The sequence below is a fragment of the Kitasatospora sp. NPDC023176 genome (genome assembly GCF_055560495.1).
The window spans coordinates 32,185-53,027 of sequence record NZ_JBVHIP010000009.1; the positions used below are offsets into that span (position 1 = coordinate 32,185).

The 20,843-nt window shown below is 73.1% G+C and carries 15 protein-coding genes and 1 other RNA gene; 13 read left to right on the plus strand and 3 right to left on the minus strand.

What is annotated here, in order from left to right:
* Positions 1-591 precede the first annotated feature (591 nt).
* Positions 592-3,450 carry an FHA domain-containing protein gene (locus tag ACZ3YL_RS15175; protein WP_465657861.1) on the minus strand — a complete coding sequence of 953 codons (2,859 nt, stop codon included), beginning with the start codon at positions 3,448-3,450 and terminating at the stop codon, positions 592-594.
* Positions 3,451-3,867: 417 nt separating this feature from the next.
* Here ACZ3YL_RS15175 and ACZ3YL_RS15180 point away from each other — a divergent pair, with 417 nt between their 5' ends.
* The 3 genes from ACZ3YL_RS15180 (at position 3,868) to prfB (ending at position 8,461) form a co-directional block, all read left to right on the plus strand.
* Positions 3,868-5,748 (plus strand): serine/threonine-protein kinase, encoded by a 1,881-nt coding sequence (locus ACZ3YL_RS15180; RefSeq protein WP_465657635.1) that lies wholly within the window; start codon positions 3,868-3,870, stop codon positions 5,746-5,748.
* A 289-nt stretch (positions 5,749-6,037) separates the two neighbouring features.
* The gene (locus ACZ3YL_RS15185) at positions 6,038-7,291 is read left to right on the plus strand and encodes a serine/threonine-protein kinase (RefSeq protein WP_465657639.1); all 1,254 of its coding nucleotides are present in this window, start codon (positions 6,038-6,040) and stop codon (positions 7,289-7,291) included.
* A 57-nt stretch (positions 7,292-7,348) separates the two neighbouring features.
* Positions 7,349-8,461 (plus strand): peptide chain release factor 2, encoded by a 1,113-nt coding sequence (gene prfB, locus ACZ3YL_RS15190; RefSeq protein WP_188307675.1) that lies wholly within the window; start codon positions 7,349-7,351, stop codon positions 8,459-8,461.
* 64 nt (positions 8,462-8,525) lie between these two features.
* Here prfB and ACZ3YL_RS15195 read toward each other — a convergent pair whose 3' ends face one another.
* Complete coding sequence (locus ACZ3YL_RS15195) at positions 8,526-8,720, minus strand: hypothetical protein (protein WP_188307674.1); 195 nt, start codon at positions 8,718-8,720, stop codon at positions 8,526-8,528.
* A gap of 366 nt (positions 8,721-9,086) precedes the next feature.
* Here ACZ3YL_RS15195 and ftsE point away from each other — a divergent pair, with 366 nt between their 5' ends.
* The 8 genes from ftsE (at position 9,087) to ACZ3YL_RS15235 (ending at position 18,109) form a co-directional block, all read left to right on the plus strand.
* Positions 9,087-9,776 carry a cell division ATP-binding protein FtsE gene (ftsE, locus tag ACZ3YL_RS15200; RefSeq protein WP_188307673.1) on the plus strand — a complete coding sequence of 230 codons (690 nt, stop codon included), beginning with the start codon at positions 9,087-9,089 and terminating at the stop codon, positions 9,774-9,776.
* A gap of 77 nt (positions 9,777-9,853) precedes the next feature.
* Positions 9,854-10,765, plus strand: coding sequence for a permease-like cell division protein FtsX (gene ftsX / locus ACZ3YL_RS15205; RefSeq protein WP_188307672.1), 912 nt, complete (start codon positions 9,854-9,856; stop codon positions 10,763-10,765).
* A 113-nt stretch (positions 10,766-10,878) separates the two neighbouring features.
* A complete protein-coding gene (locus tag ACZ3YL_RS15210) occupies positions 10,879-12,015 on the plus strand; it encodes a S41 family peptidase (protein ID WP_465657643.1) in 1,137 nt (378 codons plus the stop codon).
* A gap of 63 nt (positions 12,016-12,078) precedes the next feature.
* Complete coding sequence (gene smpB, locus ACZ3YL_RS15215) at positions 12,079-12,555, plus strand: SsrA-binding protein SmpB (RefSeq protein WP_188304143.1); 477 nt, start codon at positions 12,079-12,081, stop codon at positions 12,553-12,555.
* A gap of 86 nt (positions 12,556-12,641) precedes the next feature.
* Positions 12,642-13,023, plus strand: a transfer-messenger RNA (tmRNA) gene (gene ssrA, locus ACZ3YL_RS15220).
* A 151-nt stretch (positions 13,024-13,174) separates the two neighbouring features.
* Entirely contained in the window at positions 13,175-15,478 is a 2,304-nt protein-coding gene (locus tag ACZ3YL_RS15225; RefSeq protein WP_465657646.1) for a HelD family protein, read from the plus strand.
* 348 nt (positions 15,479-15,826) lie between these two features.
* On the plus strand, positions 15,827-17,296 hold the full coding sequence (locus ACZ3YL_RS15230; protein ID WP_188304145.1) for an NAD-dependent malic enzyme: 1,470 nt from the start codon (positions 15,827-15,829) through the stop codon (positions 17,294-17,296).
* A gap of 531 nt (positions 17,297-17,827) precedes the next feature.
* Positions 17,828-18,109, plus strand: a complete 282-nt coding sequence (locus ACZ3YL_RS15235) for an HU family DNA-binding protein (RefSeq protein ID WP_188304146.1) — start codon at positions 17,828-17,830, stop codon at positions 18,107-18,109.
* Positions 18,110-18,179: 70 nt separating this feature from the next.
* Here ACZ3YL_RS15235 and murA read toward each other — a convergent pair whose 3' ends face one another.
* A complete protein-coding gene (gene murA / locus ACZ3YL_RS15240; protein WP_188304147.1) occupies positions 18,180-19,520 on the minus strand; it encodes a UDP-N-acetylglucosamine 1-carboxyvinyltransferase in 1,341 nt (446 codons plus the stop codon).
* Between the two features lie 299 nt (positions 19,521-19,819).
* Here murA and ACZ3YL_RS15245 point away from each other — a divergent pair, with 299 nt between their 5' ends.
* Both ACZ3YL_RS15245 and ACZ3YL_RS15250 read left to right on the plus strand, forming a co-directional pair.
* On the plus strand, positions 19,820-20,413 hold the full coding sequence (locus tag ACZ3YL_RS15245; protein ID WP_411292936.1) for a YqgE/AlgH family protein: 594 nt from the start codon (positions 19,820-19,822) through the stop codon (positions 20,411-20,413).
* A gap of 74 nt (positions 20,414-20,487) precedes the next feature.
* Positions 20,488-20,769: a DUF3039 domain-containing protein gene (locus ACZ3YL_RS15250; protein WP_465657650.1), complete on the plus strand. Its 282-nt coding sequence runs from the start codon at positions 20,488-20,490 to the stop codon at positions 20,767-20,769.
* The last annotated feature ends 74 nt before the right edge of the window (positions 20,770-20,843 follow it).

The following is a 20,843-nucleotide window of genomic DNA, read 5'->3' on the forward strand; positions in this document are numbered from 1 at the left end:
GCTCCTTGAGCGCGCGGCGGACGGCGCCCCGCCCCTGGATGCTGGTGTCGGCCATCTGCCGGCCGTCCTCGCGCCACCCGTTCGGGCGGGAGAGCAGATCGGCGAGCAGGCCTCGGGCGGTGTAACTGAGCCGACGGTCCTGCAACAGGCCGTTGGGAAGCACGGTGAACGCGCGCGCATGGGCGCTACGATGAATCTGCATTGGGAGTGGTAGCTCCTGGTGCCGGACCCCGGGGTGTTCCACCACCGCCGGGGTCTTCTATGTTCTGTTGATGATGCGGAAAGTAGCACATCAACTACGCGGAGTGCCAAGCGTCCGCGAAATCCGCAGCTGGTCGGACCCGGCGGCCGGTCGCCATGGGGCGGGCGCGGTCCAGGAGTTCGCGCACGTGGGGGTTACGGCGGTGCGGCTCGGTCGCGGAGAGCATCGCGCGGAAGCGGCCGTCAGCCCGGCCGGACTGGACGGCGGGCCGACTTCCTGCGCAGAACAGGAGGCGGGGCCCGGTTCTGGTTCGGGCGGCCCGGCTGTGATCGGCCGGGCCGCCCGTTCTCGTCCATTCCTGACTGCTCCGCAGTGCGACGGGGTGGCGCTCAGCGGGCGGCGGCGCGTTGGAGGGCGCTGGCGAGGAGGGCGAGGTCGGTGGGGCCGTTGCCGAGTTCGCGGACCGGGCGACGGGCGGGTGGGGCGCCGAGTTGGAGGGGGTCTATCGCGACCACGGTGGGGCGCAGGGTGGCGGTGCGGGGGATGCGGCCGCTGATCCGGGCGGTCTGGAAGGCGGTGACGCCGCCGTCCGGCCGGCGCAGGTAGCCTCGGCCGGGGGTGTCCTCGGGGAGGGCGGCCGCGTCGCCGAGGTGGATCAGCAGGTCGGAGTCGGCCGGGTCGTCGGTGCGCAGGGCGATCCGCAGCAGGGCGGCCTCGTCCACCTCGGTGCCGGCGCTCTCCTCCGGACGGCCGGTGGCGACCGCGAGGTGGACGCCGAGCGGGCCGCCGCGTCGGGCGACGGCGGCGAGCGCGCGGGCCAGCGGGCGGCCGACCGGGGAGGTGGGGGAGAGCAGGGCGTCGTAGTCGTCGACGACGACGACCAGCCGGGCCGGGACGGGGCCCGGGGCGGCGGGCGTGGGGCGGGGGCCCTCGGCGCTGCGTGGCGGGATGATCCGGGGCACCCCCGCCGGCCCGGCGCCCACGGTGGCGGGCACCGGGACGGGGTTGCGGCCGTCGAGGCCCTGCCGGTCCAGGCCGTGCCCGTCCAGGCTGTGTCCGTCCAAGCTGTGCCCGTCCAAGATGCGGGTGGCGTGCCAGGAGGCGAAGTCCAGCCCGTCGAACAGCCGCTCGCGCAGGGCGAGTTCGTCCTCCAGGGCCTCGGCCGCGAGGAGCGCGGCGCGTGGGTCGGCGGCGGCGTTCACCCGGCCGGTGACGTGCGGCAGTTCGGTGCAGCCGTCCAGGCCGTCCTGGCCGTCGCCGGTCGCCCGGCCCTCGATGATGGTGACGGCGAGGCGCTCGGGCCGTTCCGAGACGGCGAGCGAGGCGACCAGGGTGCGCAGCAGTTCGGTCTTGCCGGAGCCGCGGGCGCCGCCGATCAGCAGGTGCGGGCCGCCCGGGTCGGGGGAGGGCAGGGTGAGTTCGGGGTCGGCCAGGTCGAGGGTGCACAGCTCGTCCCGGGTGGTGCCGAGCAGCGCGGTGGCGGCGCCGATGCCGCCCGCGTGGGCGGCCCAGCGGGCGGACAGCTTGGCCGGGGTGACGGTGTCGAGCTGGAGCAGGTCGAGCAGTCGCAGCGCGTCCGGCAGCGGGCCGCGGGAGGCAGGCGCGGCCTCGCGCAGCGGGGCGAGGACGCGGGCCAGCCGTTCGGCCCAGGCGTCGGAGACGGCGTCCAGCGAGACTTCGTGCAGGGTCTCCCGGCCGCGGGCGACCGGGCGGTCCAGGGAGAGCTGGGTGCCGACCTCGCCGGTGATCAGGCCGGTGGCGCCGAGGCCCCGGGGGAGCAGTTCGGGCTGTTCGGCGAGGCAGATCGGGAAGATGCCGACCGCCGGGCCCTGGCGGAGCAGCAGGTCGAGGGCCTGCCGGGCGGCCTCGGTGGCTGGGCGGCCGTCCACCACGACCACGGTGGCGGGGTGCCCGCCGAGGCCGCTGGGGCCGCTGAGCCGGGCGGTGAGTTCGGTGAGCCGGGCGGTGGCCTGGTCGTCGTCGAGGCCGAGGAGGAGTCGGCAGTCCTGGCCGTCGACGGGGCGCAGGTGGGGCAGCCACAGGGCCCAGGCCCAGGTGTCGACGCGTTCCTCGGGGCTGCGGGCCGGGTCGGCGTCGACCACGACCAGGCTCAGTCCGGTCGGCGGGTGGAGCGCGGCGAGCTGGGCGACGACGGCGCGGGTGAGCGCGTCGAGGCGTTCGCGCGGGCCGCTGAGGCCGAGGCTGCCGGCGGTCTGGAGGTCGAGGGTGACGGGGACGGCGGACAGCATGGTGCCGGGGGTGGTGCCGGCGCCGCCGGGGCGGTCGGCGGTGCCCAGGCGCAGGGTGAGCGCGTCGGGGTGGCCGGGGCCGCGTTCCCACAGTCGGGGGCCGGGGCCGACGGCGTTGAGCAGCACGGTGGCGAGGTCGGGCCAGCGTTCGCGCTGGGCGGCGGCCTGGCGCAGCCGTACGGCGGCGTGGTGGCGTTCGGCGCTCTCCTGGCCGGGGGGTTCGGCGGCGCGGCCGGGCAGCAGGGAGAACAGTCCGCGGCCGCGGCCCGGGGCCGGCTCGGGGGCGGCGGGCGGTTCGATCACCGGCGGCGCGGGCCGGACCGGGCCGGGGGCGGCGAGCTGGAGGTGGCCGTTGCCGTCGGGCAGGGCGGTGCGGGCGGCCCCGCCGAGTGGTTCGAGGACTTGCAGGGTGGATTCGCCGATCCGCAGCAGCGCGCCGTTCTCCAGCGGGACGGCGGCCTCGGGCGGCAGCGGCGGGACGATCCGGCCGTCCAGGGTGGTGCCGTTGGTGGAGCCGAGGTCGCGGACGGCGATCCGGCCGTCGTCGCCGAGGTGCAGGGCGAGGTGCAGCCGGGAGACGTCCGGGTCGTCGAGCGGGACGTCGGCCTCGCCGGAGCGGCCGATCCGGATCTCCCGGCCGTGCAGCCGGTGCACGCCGCCGGCGTCGGGGCCGCCGACCACCCGCAGTTCGGCGGCGGCGGGGGTTTCGTCGGGGTCGTCGGCGGTCGGGTCGGGCTCGTTGAGGCTGAGCACGGCGCCGTCGAGCAGCGGGGGGTGGCCGAGCAGGGTGTGCTCGTCCACTCGGTGTGTCCCGGCGTACAGGTGTACATGGGTGGCGGCCCGCGGTCCGCGCACGCCGACGGCGCCCGCGAGCGCGCCCGCGATGGCGCCGAGCGCGGTGCCGACGGGTGCGGTGACCAGCACGTCCACGTAGGGGATGGCGGAGCCGGCGGCGGTCGGGCCGCTGCGCGGTCGGAGGACGGTCAGCCGGATCTGCATCTCGCCCGCGGGTCCCTTCTGCTGGTGTGATGCCTGGTACCGCTGCCCGGTGTCGTCGCGGACGCGCGGGGCGGTCTCGGCGACCCTTTGGGCCACACGAGTGGCGAGTGTCCATCCTGCCATCCGGCGTGGACGGTCCGCGCACCGTACCGGATTTGACGATCTTGCGATCATCGCCATGGTGGAGGCGACGGAGGGTCAGGTCAACCGCCGCTCCGGCGGGCCCGCGGCGGGCCCCGGTGCGCGCCTCCGGGCAGTCCCCTAGGGGATGTCCCCCAACCCCGCTCGGATGGCCTGCCGGTCACCTCAAAAACCCGTACGGACACCGTTAGAGTGGCCGGAACACGGGCCCGGCAGGCTCACCGCACACCTGCGGGGGAGCGCCCCGCGCGGGCGGCACGGCGAGGAGTGCGACAGGTGCGGCCAGTCGGCAGCAAGTATCTGCTTGAGGAGACCCTGGGGCGGGGTGCCACCGGGACGGTCTGGCGCGGCCTGGTCCGCCAGGACGTCCAGGTGCCGGGCAGCGAGCCCGGGCAGCAGGTGGCGATCAAGGTGCTGCGCGAGGAACTGGCGGCCGACCCGGACGTCGTGATGCGCTTCCTGCGCGAGCGTTCGCTGCTGCTGCGGCTGAGCCACCCGAACATCGTCCGGGTCCGCGACCTGGTCGTCGAGGGCGAGCTGCTGGCGCTGGTGATGGACCTGGTGGAGGGCCCCGACCTGGCCCGCTACCTGCGCGCCAACGGCCCGTTCAGCCCGATCGCCGGCTCCCTGCTGATGGCCCAGGTCGCGGACGCGCTGGCGGCCAGCCACGCGGACGGGATCGTCCACCGCGACCTCAAGCCGGCCAACGTGCTGCTCGCCTCCACCGTGGTCCAGGGCACCGAGCAGATGCACCCGATGCTGACCGACTTCGGCATCGCCCGGCTGGCCGACTCCCCGGGCGTCACCCGCACCCACGAGTTCGTCGGCACCCCCGCGTACGTCGCGCCGGAGTCCGCCGAGGGCCGCCCGCAGACCTCCGCGGTGGACGTCTACGGCGCCGGGATCATGCTGTACGAGCTGGTCACCGGCCGCCAGCCGTTCCAGGGCGACAGCGCCCTGGCCGTGCTCCAGGCCCACCTGGCGCAGGAGCCGCAGCGGCCCAGCACCATGCCCGAGCCGCTCTGGACGGTGATCGAGCGTTGCCTGCGCAAGGACCCGGCGCACCGGCCGAGCGCCACCGTGCTCGCCCGCGCGCTGCGGGTGGTCGCGGCCGGCGTCGGGGTGCACGCCTCCCCGGCGGCGGTGGACGAGGCGCTCGCGGTCGGCGCCCTGCTGCTGCCGGACCCGCAGCCGACCGCCGTCCCCGGCGGCGTGCCGGCCGCGCCCGGCGGCCCGTACGGCACCGAGGACCGGACCCAGGTGCTGCCCCCGCCTCCGGGCGGCCCGCAGTACGACCCGGCCGCGGCGACCCGGGTGATGGGCACCCAGCCGCCGCCCGCGCCCCCGTACGGCACCCAGGACCGCACCCAGGTGATGCCGCCCACCGCGGTGCCGCCGCCCCCGCCCGTCGGGCCGCCCGGGCCGCAGGAGGAGACGCCGCACCCGTGGCAGACCCAGCTGCGGGCGGCGCGCGACCGCAACCAGCAGACCCAGGTCGGCTACTTCGGCCCGGAGGACTTCGAGGACCCGCAGGTCGCCCCGGCGCCCTACCAGTCCGGGCCGGGCGGCCCGGGCCGCCCGCCGCAGCCGCCGGCCGGCTACCACCCCGACCCGCGCCGGCCGGGGCCGCCGCCCGGCTACGCCCAGCGTCCGCCGGTCGCCCCGCCGCCCTATCAGGCAGGTCAGCGGGGCCAGGCCGGTCAGCGGGGCCAGGGCGGTCAGGGTGGCCACGACGGACAGGGTGGTCAGGGCGGCGGCCGTCCGCAGCCGCCCGGCGGCTACCGGCAGGCCCCGGCCGGGTACGGCCAGTCGCAGGGCGGCTACCCCCCGCCGCCCCCGCCCACCCCGGTGACCCGCCGGGCCGAGCCGCCCGCGCCGCAGTACCGGGAGCCCCGCCCGCCCCGGGAGGAGCCGCGTGAGCCGTCCCGCCGGGAGAGCGCGCCGCCGCGCGAGCGCCGGCCGCGCAGCCGCAACCGGATGTACATCCCGGGGCTGGGCTGCCTCAAGGGCTGTCTGATGGTGCTGCTGGTGCTGGCGGTGGCCGCGCTGGCGCTGTGGAACTTCACGCCGCTGCCGCACTACTGGGACAACGTCGTGGGCTGGTTCGACACCGCGCGGGGCTGGGTGACCAGCGTCTTCGGCAGTTCCGGCTCGTAGCGCGGCACCGGGCGGCGGGAGGCGGTGAGGCGGCGGCGGGAAGTGGCGGGGCGGCGGCGAAGGGGCGCGGCGGGCCGCCCCGGCGGCTGACCGGGGGTCCGAACCCCGTCCGGAAGCCAGGATTGACGCTTTGTCGACAATCTGCGAGATTTCTCGCCCCAGAGTCCCGCTCCACGGCCCCCAGGCGGCCCGCGCGGGGCGTTCGGGCGCGTAGGTTGGTCGCTGTTGTCCCGCCCCACCGAGCGCGCCCGGACCCCCGGAGCGCTCCCGCGCCGCCCACGGAGCAGCATTGGCACGCAAGATCGGCAGCCGGTACACCGTCCACCAGGTCATCGGCCGGGGTTCGGCCGGGACGGTCTGGCTCGGTGAGGGGCCGGACGGCCCGGTGGCGGTCAAGCTGCTGCGCGAGGACCTCGCCGCCGACCAGGTGCTGGTCGGCCGCTTCGTCCAGGAGCGCACCGCGCTGACCAGCCTCGACCACCCCCGGGTGGTCGGCGTGCGCGACATGGTCGTGGACGGCAGCGACCTCGCCCTGGTGATGGAACTGGTCCAGGGCACCGACCTGCGCTCCCGGCTGGAGCGGGACGGCGCCCTTCCTCCGCAGGTCGCCGCCTCGGTCATCGCCGACGTCGCGGACGGCCTGGCGGCCGCGCACGCGGCCGGGATCGTCCACCGCGACGTCAAGCCGGAGAACGTGCTGCTCGACCTCGCCGCCGCCCCCGGCCCCGGCGGCGCCCCGCGCGCCAAGCTCACCGACTTCGGCGTGGCCCGCCTGGTCGACGCCCCGCGCCGCACCCGGGCCACCCGGATCATCGGCACCCCCGACTACCTCGCCCCCGAGATCATCGAGGGCCTGGAGCCGCGCGCCGCCGTCGACATCTACGCCCTCGCCACCGTGCTGTACGAGCTGCTGGCCGGCTCCACCCCGTTCGGCGGCGGCCACACCGGCGCGGTGCTGCGCCGGCACGTCACCGAGCAGGTGCCGCCGATCCCCGGCCTGCCGGACGGGCTGTGGCGGATCATCTCCGAGTGCCTCGCCAAGGCCCCCGCCTCCCGGCTGCGCGCAGCCGAGCTGGCCGCCCGGCTGCGCGAGCAGCTGCCCTCGCTGGCCGGACTGCCGGTGCTGGCCGTGCCCACCCAGGGCCGCCCCCCGGCCGAGGAGCAGCTGACCCCGGGCGAGGCCGTCTACGCGGAGGTCGACGCCGGCCCGGGCGTCCACAAGCGCCGCCGCGGCCCGGCCGTCCCGCTGGTGCCCGGGGTGGCCCCGGACTCCACCCGGGACACCCACACCAGCCTGCGCCGCCCCTCGGCCGACGAACTGGCCGCGTACGCCGCCGAGTCCCGCGCCCAGCGCACCGCCCCGGGCCACCGCCGGGACCGCGCGGCCCTGCTGCGCCGCCGCCGGCTGCTGGCCGTCCTGCTGGCCACCGTCCTGCTGCTGGCGGGCGCCGCCGCGGCCTGGACGGCCTTCGCGGCCACCGAGCCGGGCGGCGGCCACCCGTCCCGTCCGGCCGTGCACGGCACCGCCCCGCGGGCGCCCTGAGACCGGGGGAGCCGGGGGTGTCGTCATGACCACCCCCGGAACCATTACGCTGGGGGCGTGGCAGCCGTCGATCCTTCCGAAGAGCTCAAGAACCTCGATACGACCATGGGGTCGATCGAGGCCGTCCTCGACCTGGACAAGATCCGGGCCGACATCGCGGTCCTGGAGGAGGAGGCAGCCGCCCCCAGCCTGTGGGACGACGTCGCGAACGCGCAGAAGGTGACCAGCCGGCTCTCCTTCCTCCAGGGCGAACTGCGCCGCGTCGAGGGCCTGCGCAGCCGCATCGACGACCTGGGCGTGCTGTTCGAGCTCGCCGAGGCCGAGAACGACGCGGACACCCGCACCGAGGCCGAGGCCGAGCTGGTCTCGCTGCAGAAGGCCGTCGAGGAGCTGGAGGTCCGCACCCTCCTCTCCGGCGAGTACGACTCCCGCGAGGCCCTGATCAACATCCGCGCCGAGGCCGGTGGCGTGGACGCCGCCGACTTCGCCGAGCAGCTGATGCGCATGTACCTGCGCTGGGCCGAGCGGCACGGGTACCCCACCGAGGTGTACGACACCTCGTACGCCGAAGAGGCCGGCATCAAGTCCGCGACCTTCACCGTGAAGGCGCCGTACGCCTACGGCACCCTCTCGGTCGAGCAGGGCACCCACCGCCTGGTCCGCATCTCGCCGTTCGACAACCAGGGCCGCCGGCAGACCTCCTTCGCCGGTGTCGAGGTGCTCCCGGTCGTCGAGCAGTCCGACCACGTCGACATCGACGAGGGCGAACTGCGGATCGACGTCTACCGCGCCTCCGGCCCCGGCGGCCAGGGCGTCAACACCACCGACTCGGCGGTGCGCATCACGCACCTCCCGACCGGCATCGTGGTCTCCTGCCAGAACGAGCGCTCGCAGATCCAGAACAAGGCGTCCGCGATGAACGTCCTCCAGGCCAAGCTGCTCGAGCGGCGCCGCCAGGAGGAGAAGGCCATGATGGACGCGCTCAAGGACAGCGGCAGCTCCTGGGGCAACCAGATGCGCTCCTACGTCCTGCACCCGTACCAGATGGTCAAGGACGTCCGCACCGCGTACGAGGCGGGCAACCCGCAGGCCGTCCTGGACGGCGACATCGACGGCTTCATCGAGGCCGGGATCCGCTGGCGCAAGCAGCGCGAGACCAGCGCCGAGTAAGCACCCGGACACGCAGAAGGCCCCCGACCGCAGTGGTCGGGGGCCTTCGTCGCACCTCGGGGTCTCAGCCCAGCGCCTGCCGCGCGATCAGCACCACCGCGAGCAGCCCGGCCAGCAGGGCCAGCAGCATCGCGGGGGAGAGCGTGGCGAACGGCCCCTGCTGCTCCTGCAGCCGGGCCCGGTTGGCGCGGCACACCGGGCAACGCCCGTCGCTGACGCGGCCGTTGCAGTTGGCGCACACCAGATGGTCGCACGTCATGCGATCTCCTCCTCGCTGCTACAGCCAACGCACCGGACGGGGCTTTGGTTCCCTCTTCGTACCTGACGGGGGAGTCTGCCCTGTACGGGGGAGCGACCGGACACGGTCGCCACCTCCACTCTGCCAGGTTCTGGCGCTTCCGGCTCCCGGGCTGTGAGATGGCTCCCAATTATCGGGGCACAGCCGGACATTCTCCCCCAGATTCCGGAGCCCGTCCTGGGCCGCCCCTGCGGACCGGTCGCCGGTTCGCGTATGGTCCCAGACCGGGAGCGGCCCTCCGCGCTCCCTTCGCCCGCCCTGGACCGGGCCTCCGGGGCGGATCGACCGAGGACTGGCGCCGCCTAGGATGGCCTCCGTGATGCAGCCGTGATCAGATTCGACAACGTCTCCAAGACCTATCCCAAGCAGAACCGTCCCGCCCTGGACAACGTCTCGCTGGAGATCGAGAAGGGTGAGTTCGTCTTCCTGGTCGGCTCGTCCGGCTCGGGCAAGTCCACCTTCCTGCGCCTGTGCCTGCGGGAGGAACGTCCCTCCACCGGCGCGGTGCACGTGCTGGGCAAGGACCTCGGCAAGCTGTCCAACTGGAAGGTGCCGCACATGCGCCGCCAGCTGGGCACCGTCTTCCAGGACTTCCGTCTGCTGCCGAACAAGACGGTCGCGCAGAACGTCGCCTTCGCGCTGGAGGTGATCGGCAAGCCCAAGAGCGCCATCGGCAAGGTGGTGCCCGAGGTGCTGGAGCTGGTCGGCCTCGGCGGCAAGGAGGACCGCATGCCGGGCGAGCTGTCCGGTGGTGAGCAGCAGCGCGTCGCGATCGCGCGGGCGTTCGTGAACCGTCCGATGCTCCTCATCGCGGACGAGCCCACCGGCAACCTCGACCCGCAGAACTCGGTCGGCATCATGAAGCTGCTCGACCGGATCAACCGCACCGGTACCACGGTGCTGATGGCCACCCACGACCAGGCCATCGTCGACCAGATGCGCAAGCGAGTCATCGAGCTCGACAAGGGGCTGCTCGTCCGCGACCAGGCCCGCGGCGTCTACGGATACCAGCACTGACCGACCAGCGCTGAGCCGTAGGGCCGCCGGCCCGGCCCGTCCGACCGCGCAGTACCGACCCTGGAGTTGTTTCCCGCATGCGTGCCCAGTTCGTCCTGTCGGAGATCGGTGTGGGTCTCCGACGCAACCTGACCATGACCATCGCGGTCGTGGTCAGCGTCGCGCTCTCCCTCGCCCTCGCCGGTTCCTCGCTCCTGGTCCGCGACCAGGTGAACTCCATGAAGGGGTACTGGTACGACAAGGTCGAGGTGAGCATCTACTTCTGCACCAAGGCGGATGCCCGCAACTCGCCGCAGTGCGACAAGGGCGCGGCCACCGACCAGCAGGTCCAGGACATCAAGGACCAGCTGGACAAGATGAGTTCGGTGGTCCAGTCCTCCACGTACGAGAGCTCCGCGGAGGCGTACAAGCACTGGAAGGACATGAACCCGGACAACCCGCTCATCTCCGTCCTGGGCCCGGACGCGATGCCGCAGTCCTGGCGGGTGAAGCTCAACGACCCGACCAAGTACGACGTCATCCAGAGCGCGTTCGCGGGCAAGCCCGGCGTCAAGTCGGTCGAGGACCAGCGGAAGATCCTGGAGAACCTGTTCGGCCTGCTCAACGGCCTGCAGACGGCGGCGTTCGTGATCATGGTGCTGATGCTCTTCGTGGCGTTGCTGCTGATCGTCAACACCGTCCGGGTGTCGGCGTACAGCAGGCGGCGCGAGACCGGCATCATGCGCCTGGTCGGTGCGTCGAACTTCTACGTCCAGATGCCGTTCATCGCCGAGGCCGCGTTCTCCGCGCTGCTCGGTGCGGCGCTGGCCTCCGGTCTGCTGATCGGCGGGCACTTCTTCGTCCAGAACTGGCTGGCCGACCGGGTGCAGTTCATCCACTTCATCGGCCTCGGCTCGGTGCTGGCGGTGATCCCGCTGCTGGTCGTGGTCGGTATGGGCATGGCCGGTGTCGCGGCGTTCTTCACCCTGCGCAAGTACCTCAAGGTCTGATCCCCGCAGGTTCCTTCGGCCCCGTACGGCACTGCGCCGTACGGGGCCGTCGCCGTTCCGCGCTCCGCCGTTCCGGCCCGCCGCCCGCGGCGCGGTGTCTACACTCCGGTGCCATGCTGCAAACTCCGCGCGGGGCGCGTCAGGTGGCCGCCCTCGGCCTGGTGTTCGGCGCCGTGCTGCTGGCCGGCGCCGCGACCGGTGCCTGGGGCGGCCCGGGCGACCCGCCGCGCCGCGCCTCCGCCGACCTCGCCCAGGCCGCCGCCGGGCCGCCGGCGGACCCGGCCGGCGCCGCGCTGTCCGAGCAGCAGGCCGAGCACCTGCTCGCGGCCGGCGGCGACCGCTGGGGCGCGTACTACAGCGCCCAGGAGTACGCCGAGTTCAGCCAGGGCCTGGACGGCCGCTACCCCGGCGTCGGCCTGTCGGTCGGCCGCGGCGAGGACGGTGTCACCGAGGTCTCCGAGGTCACCCCGGCCGGACCGGCCGCCGAGGCCGGGATCGCCCCCGGCGACCGGCTGCTGCGGATCGACCGGGACCAGGCCGACCGGCTGCCGGTCACCGAGGTGGTCGCCCGGCTGCGCGGGCAGGGCGACGAGCGCCGGGCCGGCTCCGAGGTCACCCTGGCCGTGCGGCGCGGCGAGGGCGAGGTGCGCGAACTGCGGCTGCGACGGGTGCTGCTGGACAGCCGGCAGGTCACCGCCGAGCACCTGGAGCGGGGCGTGCTGCGGATCACCGTCCGGGCCTTCACCACCGGCGTGGCCGACCAGGTGCGCGCCGCGCTGCGCGCCCCGCACACCGGCGTGGTGCTCGATCTGCGCGGCAACTCCGGCGGGTTGCTGGACGAGGCGGTCGGCACCGCCGGGAGCTTCCTGGACGGCGGCCCGGTCGGCTCGTACCAGGAGCGCGGCGAGAAGAGGGAGTTGACGGCCCCGCCGGGCGGCGACCGGCGCACCCCGCTGGTGGTGCTGGTGGACGGCGGCACGATGAGCGCCGCCGAACTGCTCGCCGGGGCCCTCCAGGACCGCAGCCGCGCCGTCGTGGTGGGCTCGCGGACCTTCGGCAAGGGCACCGTCCAGCAGCCCAGCAGGCTCGCCGACGGCGCGGTGCTGGAGCTGACGGTCGGCCGCTACTACACCCCGGCCGGGCACTCCCTGGACGGCACCGGCCTGACCCCGGACGTCCCGGCCGGCGCCGGCGAGGACGCCGACGCGCTCGCCCTGCGGGTGCTCGCCGGCATCGGCACCCGGTCCTGACGCGGCCGCCCGCCCCTAAAGCAGCTGCCCGACCGGGCGTCGAAGTGCGAGAATGACGGCGCTATGGCAAAGGAAACCGGACACAAGCTGATCGCGCAGAACAAGAAGGCGCGGCACGAGTACACGATCCTCGACACCTACGAGTGCGGCCTCGTACTCACCGGCACCGAGGTCAAGTCACTGCGGGAGGGGCGGGCCAACCTGGTCGACGGCTACGCCTACATCCAGAACCACGAGGCGTGGATCGACAACGTCTTCATCCCCGAGTACACCCAGGGGACGTGGACCAACCACGCGGCCCGGCGCAAGCGCAAGCTGCTGCTGCACAGGCTGGAGATCCGCAAGATCGAGACCACGGTCCGCGACGCGGGCCACACCCTGGTGCCGCTGTCCCTGTACTTCAAGGACGGCCGGGTCAAGCTCGAACTCGCACTGGCGGTCGGCAAGAAGCTGTACGACAAGCGCCAGACGCTGCGGGAGAAGCAGGACACCCGCGAGACGGCACGCGCGGTGGCGGCGGCCCGGCGGCGCCAGCGTTAATCCGCTGGACCCTCGACCGTCGCCTCGCGTACTATGGCGCAAGCAACACGGACGGTCATCGTCCGAGCTGTTTCTCAAAAAAACATGGGGATGATCGGTTTCGACAGGGGATGTTGAAACAGGGGAAGCGAGCCGAGGAACGCGGCAATGATCTCGTTAACCACGTGTCGCAAAAAAATAATCGCCAACTCTAAGCGCGATTCCCAGCAGTTCGCTCTCGCTGCCTAATAAGCACCGATAGCGCTTGGGTGTCAGACCGGGGAGTTCCCGACCCGGACCCTGGCATAATCTAGGGAACTCAACCGTCCGCCCGGGCTGCGAGGGTGGATGGGAAATCAAACAGCAGCTGGGCCTGTTGGCGGCTTGTCCGTGTGACCGCCAGGGCCGAGAAAAGCACAGCGGACTGCGCTCGGAGAAGCCCTGAATTAACTCCACTGGACCCGGGTTCGATTCCCGGCATCTCCACCACCCCATGTTCACACCGAAGGCCGTCCACCGCTGATGCGGAGGGCGGCCTTCGATTTTGTACGTTCCGGAGCAGCGCGTGCGGGGGGTCGCGGCGTAGGATCATCCGTCCGCTCGTTTTCCGGAGCCGGATTCCGTCGCAACCCCCGAGGCCATGCAGAGCAACACGGACACCACCCCCGCCACCGATCACGAGACCGTCCGCGAGCGCGAGATCGCCGGTGAGCAGCAGCACCTCGACACCGTCTACCACCGGCTGGAGGAGAAGCTCGCCGAAGCCGAGTACATCCTCGAGGACGCCGCCAAGCGGGTGCAGGTCGGCACCCCCGGCGCCCTCGCCGAGCGTGACGCCCAGGTCTACCGGGCCGGCGCGCACCTCCAGCGGCTCAACAACGAGTTCGAGGACTTCCTCTTCGGCCGGATCGACCTCCAGCAGGCGGACGCCCCGGAGGAACACGGCATTCCCTCCGACACCCCGCTGGACCCGGCCGACCCGGCCGTCGCCGAGACCCTTCACATCGGCCGCCTCGGCGTGCTGGACGCCGAGTACGGCCCGCTGGTGATCGACTGGCGCGCCCCCGCCGCCGCGCCGTTCTACCGCGCCACCCCGGTCGAGCCCGGCCGGGTGATCCGCCGCCGGGTGATCCGCTCCAAGGGCCGCAAGGTGATCGGCGTCGAGGACGACCTGCTGCGTCCCGACCTCACCCCGACCCTGGGCGGCGAGGAACTGGCCGTGGTCGGCGACGGCGCGCTGATGGCCTCGCTCGGCCGAGCCCGCAGCCACTCGATGCGCGACATCGTCTCCTCCATCCAGAAGGAGCAGGACGAGGTGATCCGGGCCGCCGCGGCCGGGGCCACGCTCGTCACCGGCGGCCCCGGCACCGGCAAGACGGCCGTCGCCCTGCACCGCGCCGCGTACCTGCTGTACCAGGACCGCCGCCGCTACGCCGGGGGCATCCTGGTGGTCTCGCCCACCCCGCTGCTGGTCTCCTACACCGAGGGCGTGCTGCCCTCGCTCGGGGAGGAGGGCCAGGTCGCGATCCGCGCGGTCGGCTCGCTGGTGGACGGCGTCGAGGCGGCCACCTACGACAGCCCGGAGGCGGCGAGGGTCAAGGGCTCGGCCCGGATGGTCCAGCTGCTGCGCCGGGCCGCCCGGGCGGCGCTGGAGCTGGGCGCCCCGCAGGAGCTCAAGGTGGTCGCCCGCGGCGAGGTGCTGAAGCTGGACGCGGGCCGGCTGAGGGCCGTCCGCGGCAACGTGGTGGGCGCCGGCGGCACCCCGCTGAACCTGCTGCGCCCGCGCGCCCGCCGGCTGCTGCTGGACGCCCTGTGGCAGGAGGCCACCAGGCACCTGCCCAGGCCCGCCGACCACTACGCCCGGGAGCAGCGCCAGGAGGAGAAGGAGTCCTTCGACGACTACGTCTCGGACGAGTCGTCGTTCCTGGACTTCCTGGACGCCTGGTGGCCGCCGCTGACCCCGCGCCGGGTGCTCGGCACGCTCAAGCAGACCCGGCACACCAACCGGATCGCCCGCGGCGCCGTCACCCCGGACGAGGCGAGGCTGCTGGCGGCCTCCTGGCGGCACCTGTCCCCGCAGGGCGAGGGCGAGCTGTCGGCGCACGACGTGGCGCTGGTGGACGAGCTGCAGGTGCTGCTCGGCGAGGCGGCCCGCCCGAAGGTCCGCGAGGTGGACGCGGTGGACCTGCTGAGCGGCCTGGAGGAGGTCACCACCTTCGCCGACCGCAACTCCCGTCAGCGGGAGCGCCAGCCGGTGGAGCGCAAGGAGTACGCCCACGTCATCGTGGACGAGGCCCAGGACCTCACCCCGATGCAGTGGCGGATGATCGGCCGGCGGTCCCGGATGGCCACCTGGACCATCGTCGGCGACCCGGCGCAGTCCTCCTGGCCGTTCCCCCAGGAGGCCCAGGCCGCGCTGGACGAGGTGCTGGCCGGCAAGCCGCGCCGCCGCTTCACGCTGACCGTCAACTACCGCAACCCGGCCGAGATCGCCGAGGTCGCGGCCAAGGTGCTGGCCCTGGCCGCGCCGGGCACGCCCTCGCCGAGCGCGGTGCGCCACGTCGGCGTGGAGCCGCGCTTCGCGGCCGTCGGCGACCCCGCGCCGGAGGCCTTCGGCCGGGGCGCCCGGGCCGAGCTGGAGCGGCTGCTGGGCGAGGTGGACGGCACCGTGGCGATCGTGGTGCCGATGGACCGCCGGGCCGAGGCGGCCGGCTGGGCCGAGGGCCTGGACGAGCGCGTGGTGGTGCTGGGCAGTCTGGAGGCCAAGGGCCTGGAGTACGACGCGACGGTGGTCGCCGACCCGACCGGCATCGCCGGCGAGTCGGAGGCCGGCCTGCGGGTGCTGTACGTGGCGCTGACCCGGGCGACCCAGCGGCTGACCGTGCTGTCCGGTCCTGACGACCTGCCGGACGCGGCCGGCGTGCCCGCGCTGCTGCACGGCTGACGCACCCACGACGAAGGCCCCTCACCGGTGGTGAGGGGCCTTCGGACGTTTAGGACACCGACCCGCCATGCTCGCCTCGCGGCAAGTGGTCCCTCTAAGGGACGAAGGTTGGGCCCGGGGGCTTGGATCGAGCCGGTGTCCCGTCCAATGTAACGCATCGGCCGGGAGAGGCAAGGAGTGTGCGGCCGGAGACTGTGGGCAAGCCGGTCCGGTTGTCGGATCCGCACACTCAATGAACGTTATTTCTGGCAATCCCTTGGAAGGTGCGACGATCGAGGTCTAGCATGCGCAGGCGATGCCTTCAACAAAATGTTGAGCCTGCGGGACAGACGGAAGAAGGAAGCGTCGATGGCGACGGTGCCCAGTGTCTCCAACTCGATCACGGTGCGACTGGAGGTCCCGGCCCGCGGCAACGCGGTCAGCGCGATCACCACGGCCGTGGAGTCCTCCGGCGGATCGGTGACCGGTCTCGACGTCACCGCCTCCGGCCTGGAGGCGCTGCGGATCGACGTGACCGTGGCGGCCTCCTCCGTGGCGCACGGCGAGGAGGTCGTCGAGAAGCTGCGGGCGATCGACGGCGTGTCGATCGGCAAGGTCTCGGACCGCACCTTCCTGATGCACCTCGGCGGCAAGATCGAGATGTCCTCGAAGCTGCCGATCCGCAACCGTGACGACCTGAGCATGATCTACACCCCGGGCGTGGCGCGGGTCTGCATGGCGATCGCCGAGAACCCCGAGGACGCCCGCCGCCTGACCATCAAGCGCAACAGCGTCGCGGTGGTCACCGACGGCTCCGCGGTGCTGGGCCTGGGCAACATCGGCCCGGCCGCCGCGCTGCCCGTCATGGAGGGCAAGGCGGCCCTGTTCAAGCGCTTCGCCGGGATCGACGCCTGGCCGCTCTGCCTGGACACCCAGGACACCGACGAGATCGTGGCCATCGTCAAGGCGATCGCCCCGGGCTTCGCCGGCATCAACCTGGAGGACATCTCCGCGCCGCGCTGCTTCGAGATCGAGGCCCGGCTGCGCGAGGCCCTGGACATCCCCGTCTTCCACGACGACCAGCACGGCACCGCGATCGTGGTGCTGGCCGCCCTCACCAACGCGCTGAAGGTGGTCGGCAAGGAGATCGGCGACATCCGTGTGGTGATGTCGGGCGCCGGCGCCGCCGGCACCGCGATCCTCAAGCTGCTGCTGGCCGCCGGTGTCGAGCACGCCACCGTCGCCGACGTGCACGGTGTGGTCCACCTGGGCCGTGAGGACCTCAACGAGAGCCTGCGCTGGATCGCCGAGCACACCAACCGCTCGGGCCGCACCGGCAGCCTCAAGGAGGCCGTGGCGGGCGCGGACGTCTTCATCGGGGTCTCGGCCCCGAACGTCCTGGACGGCGACGACCTGGCCACCATGGCGGACCGGTCGATCGTCTTCGCGCTGGCCAACCCGGACCCGGAGGTCGACCCGGCGGTGGCCCGCCAGACCGCCGCCGTGGTCGCCACCGGCCGTAGCGACTTCCCGAACCAGATCAACAACGTGTTGGTCTTCCCGGGTGTCTTCCGCGGCCTGCTGGACGCCCAGAGCCGCACGGTCAACACCGAGATGATGATCGCCGCCGCCCGCGCGCTGGCCACCACCGTCGCCGACGACGAGCTGAACGCCAACTACATCATCCCGAGCGTCTTCCACAAGGACGTCGCCAAGACCGTCGCCTCCGCGGTGCGCGAGGCGGCCATGGCGGACGCCCAGGCGCCCGCCCCGGCCCGTCCGACCCCCGGCATCGTCGGCACCCTCGACACTTCGGCCTTCCCGACCATCAAGCTCTGAGGACCGCCGCCGGGCCCGCGCCGGTCCGCCCTGACGACGTGTCGCCGATCGGTCAAATGTCCGATTAGCGGCCATACTCGCCCGATCCCGCCCCGAACCCTTGCGACACAAGGGCGAGGGGCGTGTTTGGGCTTGTCGTGCCTAGGGCGTACGGTAGCCCTGCACGGGGCAGGCGTGTCCGACAAGTACGGAACGTCCCCCTGGTCTTCCGGCGTGTCGTCCCGACCGCCGTCCGCGCCCGGTCCGCCGGAGCCGACGGAGCGTCACACCTCCAACGGGCGGGCGATATTCGGGTGGCTCGGCCGGGGCCCGATTGGCTTTCTCGGGGCCGGTCGGGGCAGGATTCGTTCCCAGGCAGGCGGCGGGCCTCTTCGACGGCTCCGGCGCGCGGCATCGGGTACGGACCCGGCCTGCGACCACGCAATGCCTGCATGAGCACAGTGTGCGGACCTGCGGCCTATCCGGGTGCCCCCCGGTGGGAGCACCGATGGGCCCCCGCACACCGCAAGCGAACAGACCACAGGAGTACACATGAACCGCAGTGAGCTGGTGGCCGCGCTGTCCGAGCGCGCCGAGGTGACCCGCAAGGACGCCGACGCCGTTCTGGCCGCCTTCGCCGAGATCGTCGGCGAGGTCGTCGCCAAGGGCGACGAGAAGGTCACCATCCCCGGTTTCCTGACCTTCGAGCGCACCCACCGTGCCGCTCGTACCGCCCGCAACCCGCAGACCGGCGAGCCGATCCAGATCGCGGCCGGCTACAGCGCCAAGGTGAGCGCCGGCTCCAAGCTGAAGGAAGCCGCCAAGGGCGTCTGAACCACCCCTTGAACGCCCGAGAGGCCGGGCTCCCCGCGGGGAGCCCGGCCTCTCGCCGTGCGCGCGCTCGTTACGCGTCGACCAGCTGCTCGCTGGGCAGCTCGACGTGGGCGCCGAGGTCCCGCAGCTTCGCCATGAAGTTCTCGTAGCCGCGGTTGATCAGGTCGATGCCGTGCACGGTCGAGGTGCCCTCGGCCGCCAGCGCCGCGATCAGGTACGAGAAGCCGCCGCGCAGGTCGGGGATGACCAGCTCCGCGCCCATCAGCTTGGACGGGCCGGAGACGACCGCGGAGTGCAGGAAGTTGCGCGCGCCGAAGCGGCACGGGGTGGCGCCCAGGCACTCGCGGTAGAGCTGGATGTGCGCCCCCATCTGGTTGAGCGCGCCGGTGAAGCCCAGCCGCGACTCGTACACCGTCTCGTGCACGATGGACAGCCCGGTGGCCTGGGTCAGCGCGACCACCAGCGGCTGCTGCCAGTCGGTCTGGAAGCCCGGGTGGACGTCCGTCTCCAGGGCGATCGCCTTGAGCTCGCCGCCCGGGTGCCAGAAGCGGATGCCCTCGTCGTCCACCTCGAAGGCGCCGCCGACCTTCCGGAAGGTGTTGAGGAAGGTCATCATCTCCAGCTGGCGGGCGCCGCGGACGTAGATGTCGCCCTTGGTGGCGAGCGCCGCGCAGGCCCAGGAGGCGGCCTCCAGGCGGTCCGACAGGGCGCGGTGGGTGTAGCCGTTCAGCTCGTCCACACCGGTGATCAGGATGGTGCGGTCGGTGCCCAGGGTGATGATCGCGCCCATCTTCTGCAGCACGCAGATCAGGTCGACGATCTCCGGCTCGATGGCCGCGTTGCGCAGCTCGGTGACGCCCTCGGCGAGGACGGCGGTGAGCAGCACCTGCTCGGTCGCGCCGACCGAGGGGTAGGGCAGCTCGATCTTGGTGCCGCGCAGCCGCTGCGGGGCGACCAGGTAGGTGCCCTGGGGGTGCTTCTCGATGGTGGCGCCGAACTGGCGCAGCACCTCGAAGTGGAAGTCGACCGGGCGGCCGCCGATGTCGCAGCCGCCCAGGCCCGGGATGAAGGCGTGGCCGAGGCGGTGCAGCAGCGGGCCGCAGAACAGGATCGGGATCCGCGAGGAGCCGGCGTGGGCGTCGATGTCGGCGACATTGGCGCTCTCGACGTGCGAGGGGTCGAGGATCAGCTCGCCGTCCTCGTCGCCGGTGCGCACGGTCACACCGTGCAGCTGCAGCAGGCCGCGGACCACCTTGACGTCGCGGATGTCCGGGACGTTGCGCAGTCTGCTGGGGCCCTGGCCGAGGAGCGCGGCGACCATGGCCTTGGGGACCAGGTTCTTCGCTCCGCGGACGCGGATCTCGCCTTCGAGGGGGTTTCCGCCGTGGACCAGCAGGACGTCGTCGGTCATCGTTCTCGCAATCCGGGGTGCCAGAGGAATGGGAACGGCTCCGGTACGGAGCCGCAGGTGGACCGGTGGTACGGGCGTACGGGCGCGTTCGGGCCCCCGGAGAATCCGAGTCGGCACCGTAGAGGGGCGTCCACCATCCGTAGATGGTAGTGGGCGTGCCGATGGTTCCCGTGAGCCTCTCCCGTGATGGTGCTCTCTCCGGCCCGGCTCCCGCCCGCCGGTACGGCCGTACGGGTGTTCGTCCGGCGTGGCGTGGTTTCGGGTGTTGCGGTGTCCGACCGGTGCCGTTCTGCGGGATCATGTGTGGCATGACGGCGGCCCATTCGCACGGAGGCCGGTCCCACACCGGCCGTCTGCTCGTCGCGACGCCCATGCTCACCGACCCGAATTTCGCCCGGGCGGTGGTGCTGCTCCTCGACCACGACGTCGAGGGGGCGCTCGGCGTGGTGCTCAACCGGCCCACACCGGTCGAGGTGGGCAGCGTCCTGGACGGCTGGGGCGGACTCGTCGGGCAGCCCGCGGTGGTGTTCCAGGGCGGGCCGGTGGCGCTGGACTCGGCGCTCGGCCTGGCGGTCGCTCCGGGGGAGCCGGGCACCGGCCAGCCGCTCGGCTGGCGGCGGGTGCACGGCGCGATCGGCCTGGTGGACCTGGAGGCGCCGCCCGAGGTGCTGGCCGGGGAGCTGGGCAGCCTGCGGATCTTCGCCGGGTACGCCGGCTGGTCGCCGGGCCAGCTGGAGAGCGAGCTGGAGAGCGGCGCCTGGTACCTGGTGGACTGCGAGCCCGGGGACGTCTCCAGCCCCGATCCGGAGCGGCTGTGGCGCTCGGTGCTGCGCCGCCAGCGCGGCCCGCTGGCCCTGCTGGCGACCTACCCGGACGACCCGACGATGAACTGAGCGGCCGCCCCCGGGCCCGGGGGCGTCGCATGACACTGGCCCGGTTTCCGGGGGCGCCCATAGACTTGGCACCTATGAGCACTCTTGAGCCCGAGCGCGGCCTCGGCACCGGCACCCTGGTCGAGCCCGTCCCCCAGGTGTCCCACGGCGACGGCGACCACGAGCGCTTCGCGCACTACGTCCAGAAGGACAAGATCATGGAGAGCGCGCTCTCCGGGTCCCCGGTCGTGGCGCTGTGCGGCAAGGTGTGGGTGCCCGGTCGCGACCCGAAGAAGTACCCGGTCTGCCCGATGTGCAAGGAGATCTACGACGGCATCGGCAAGCCGCAGGGTGGCGACGGGGACAACAACAAGTAGTCCGGCGCCGTCCGCGGAACACCGTTTTGCATAGCACCGCGATTCCGCAGTGGTCTATGCCAATCGTTCCGGGC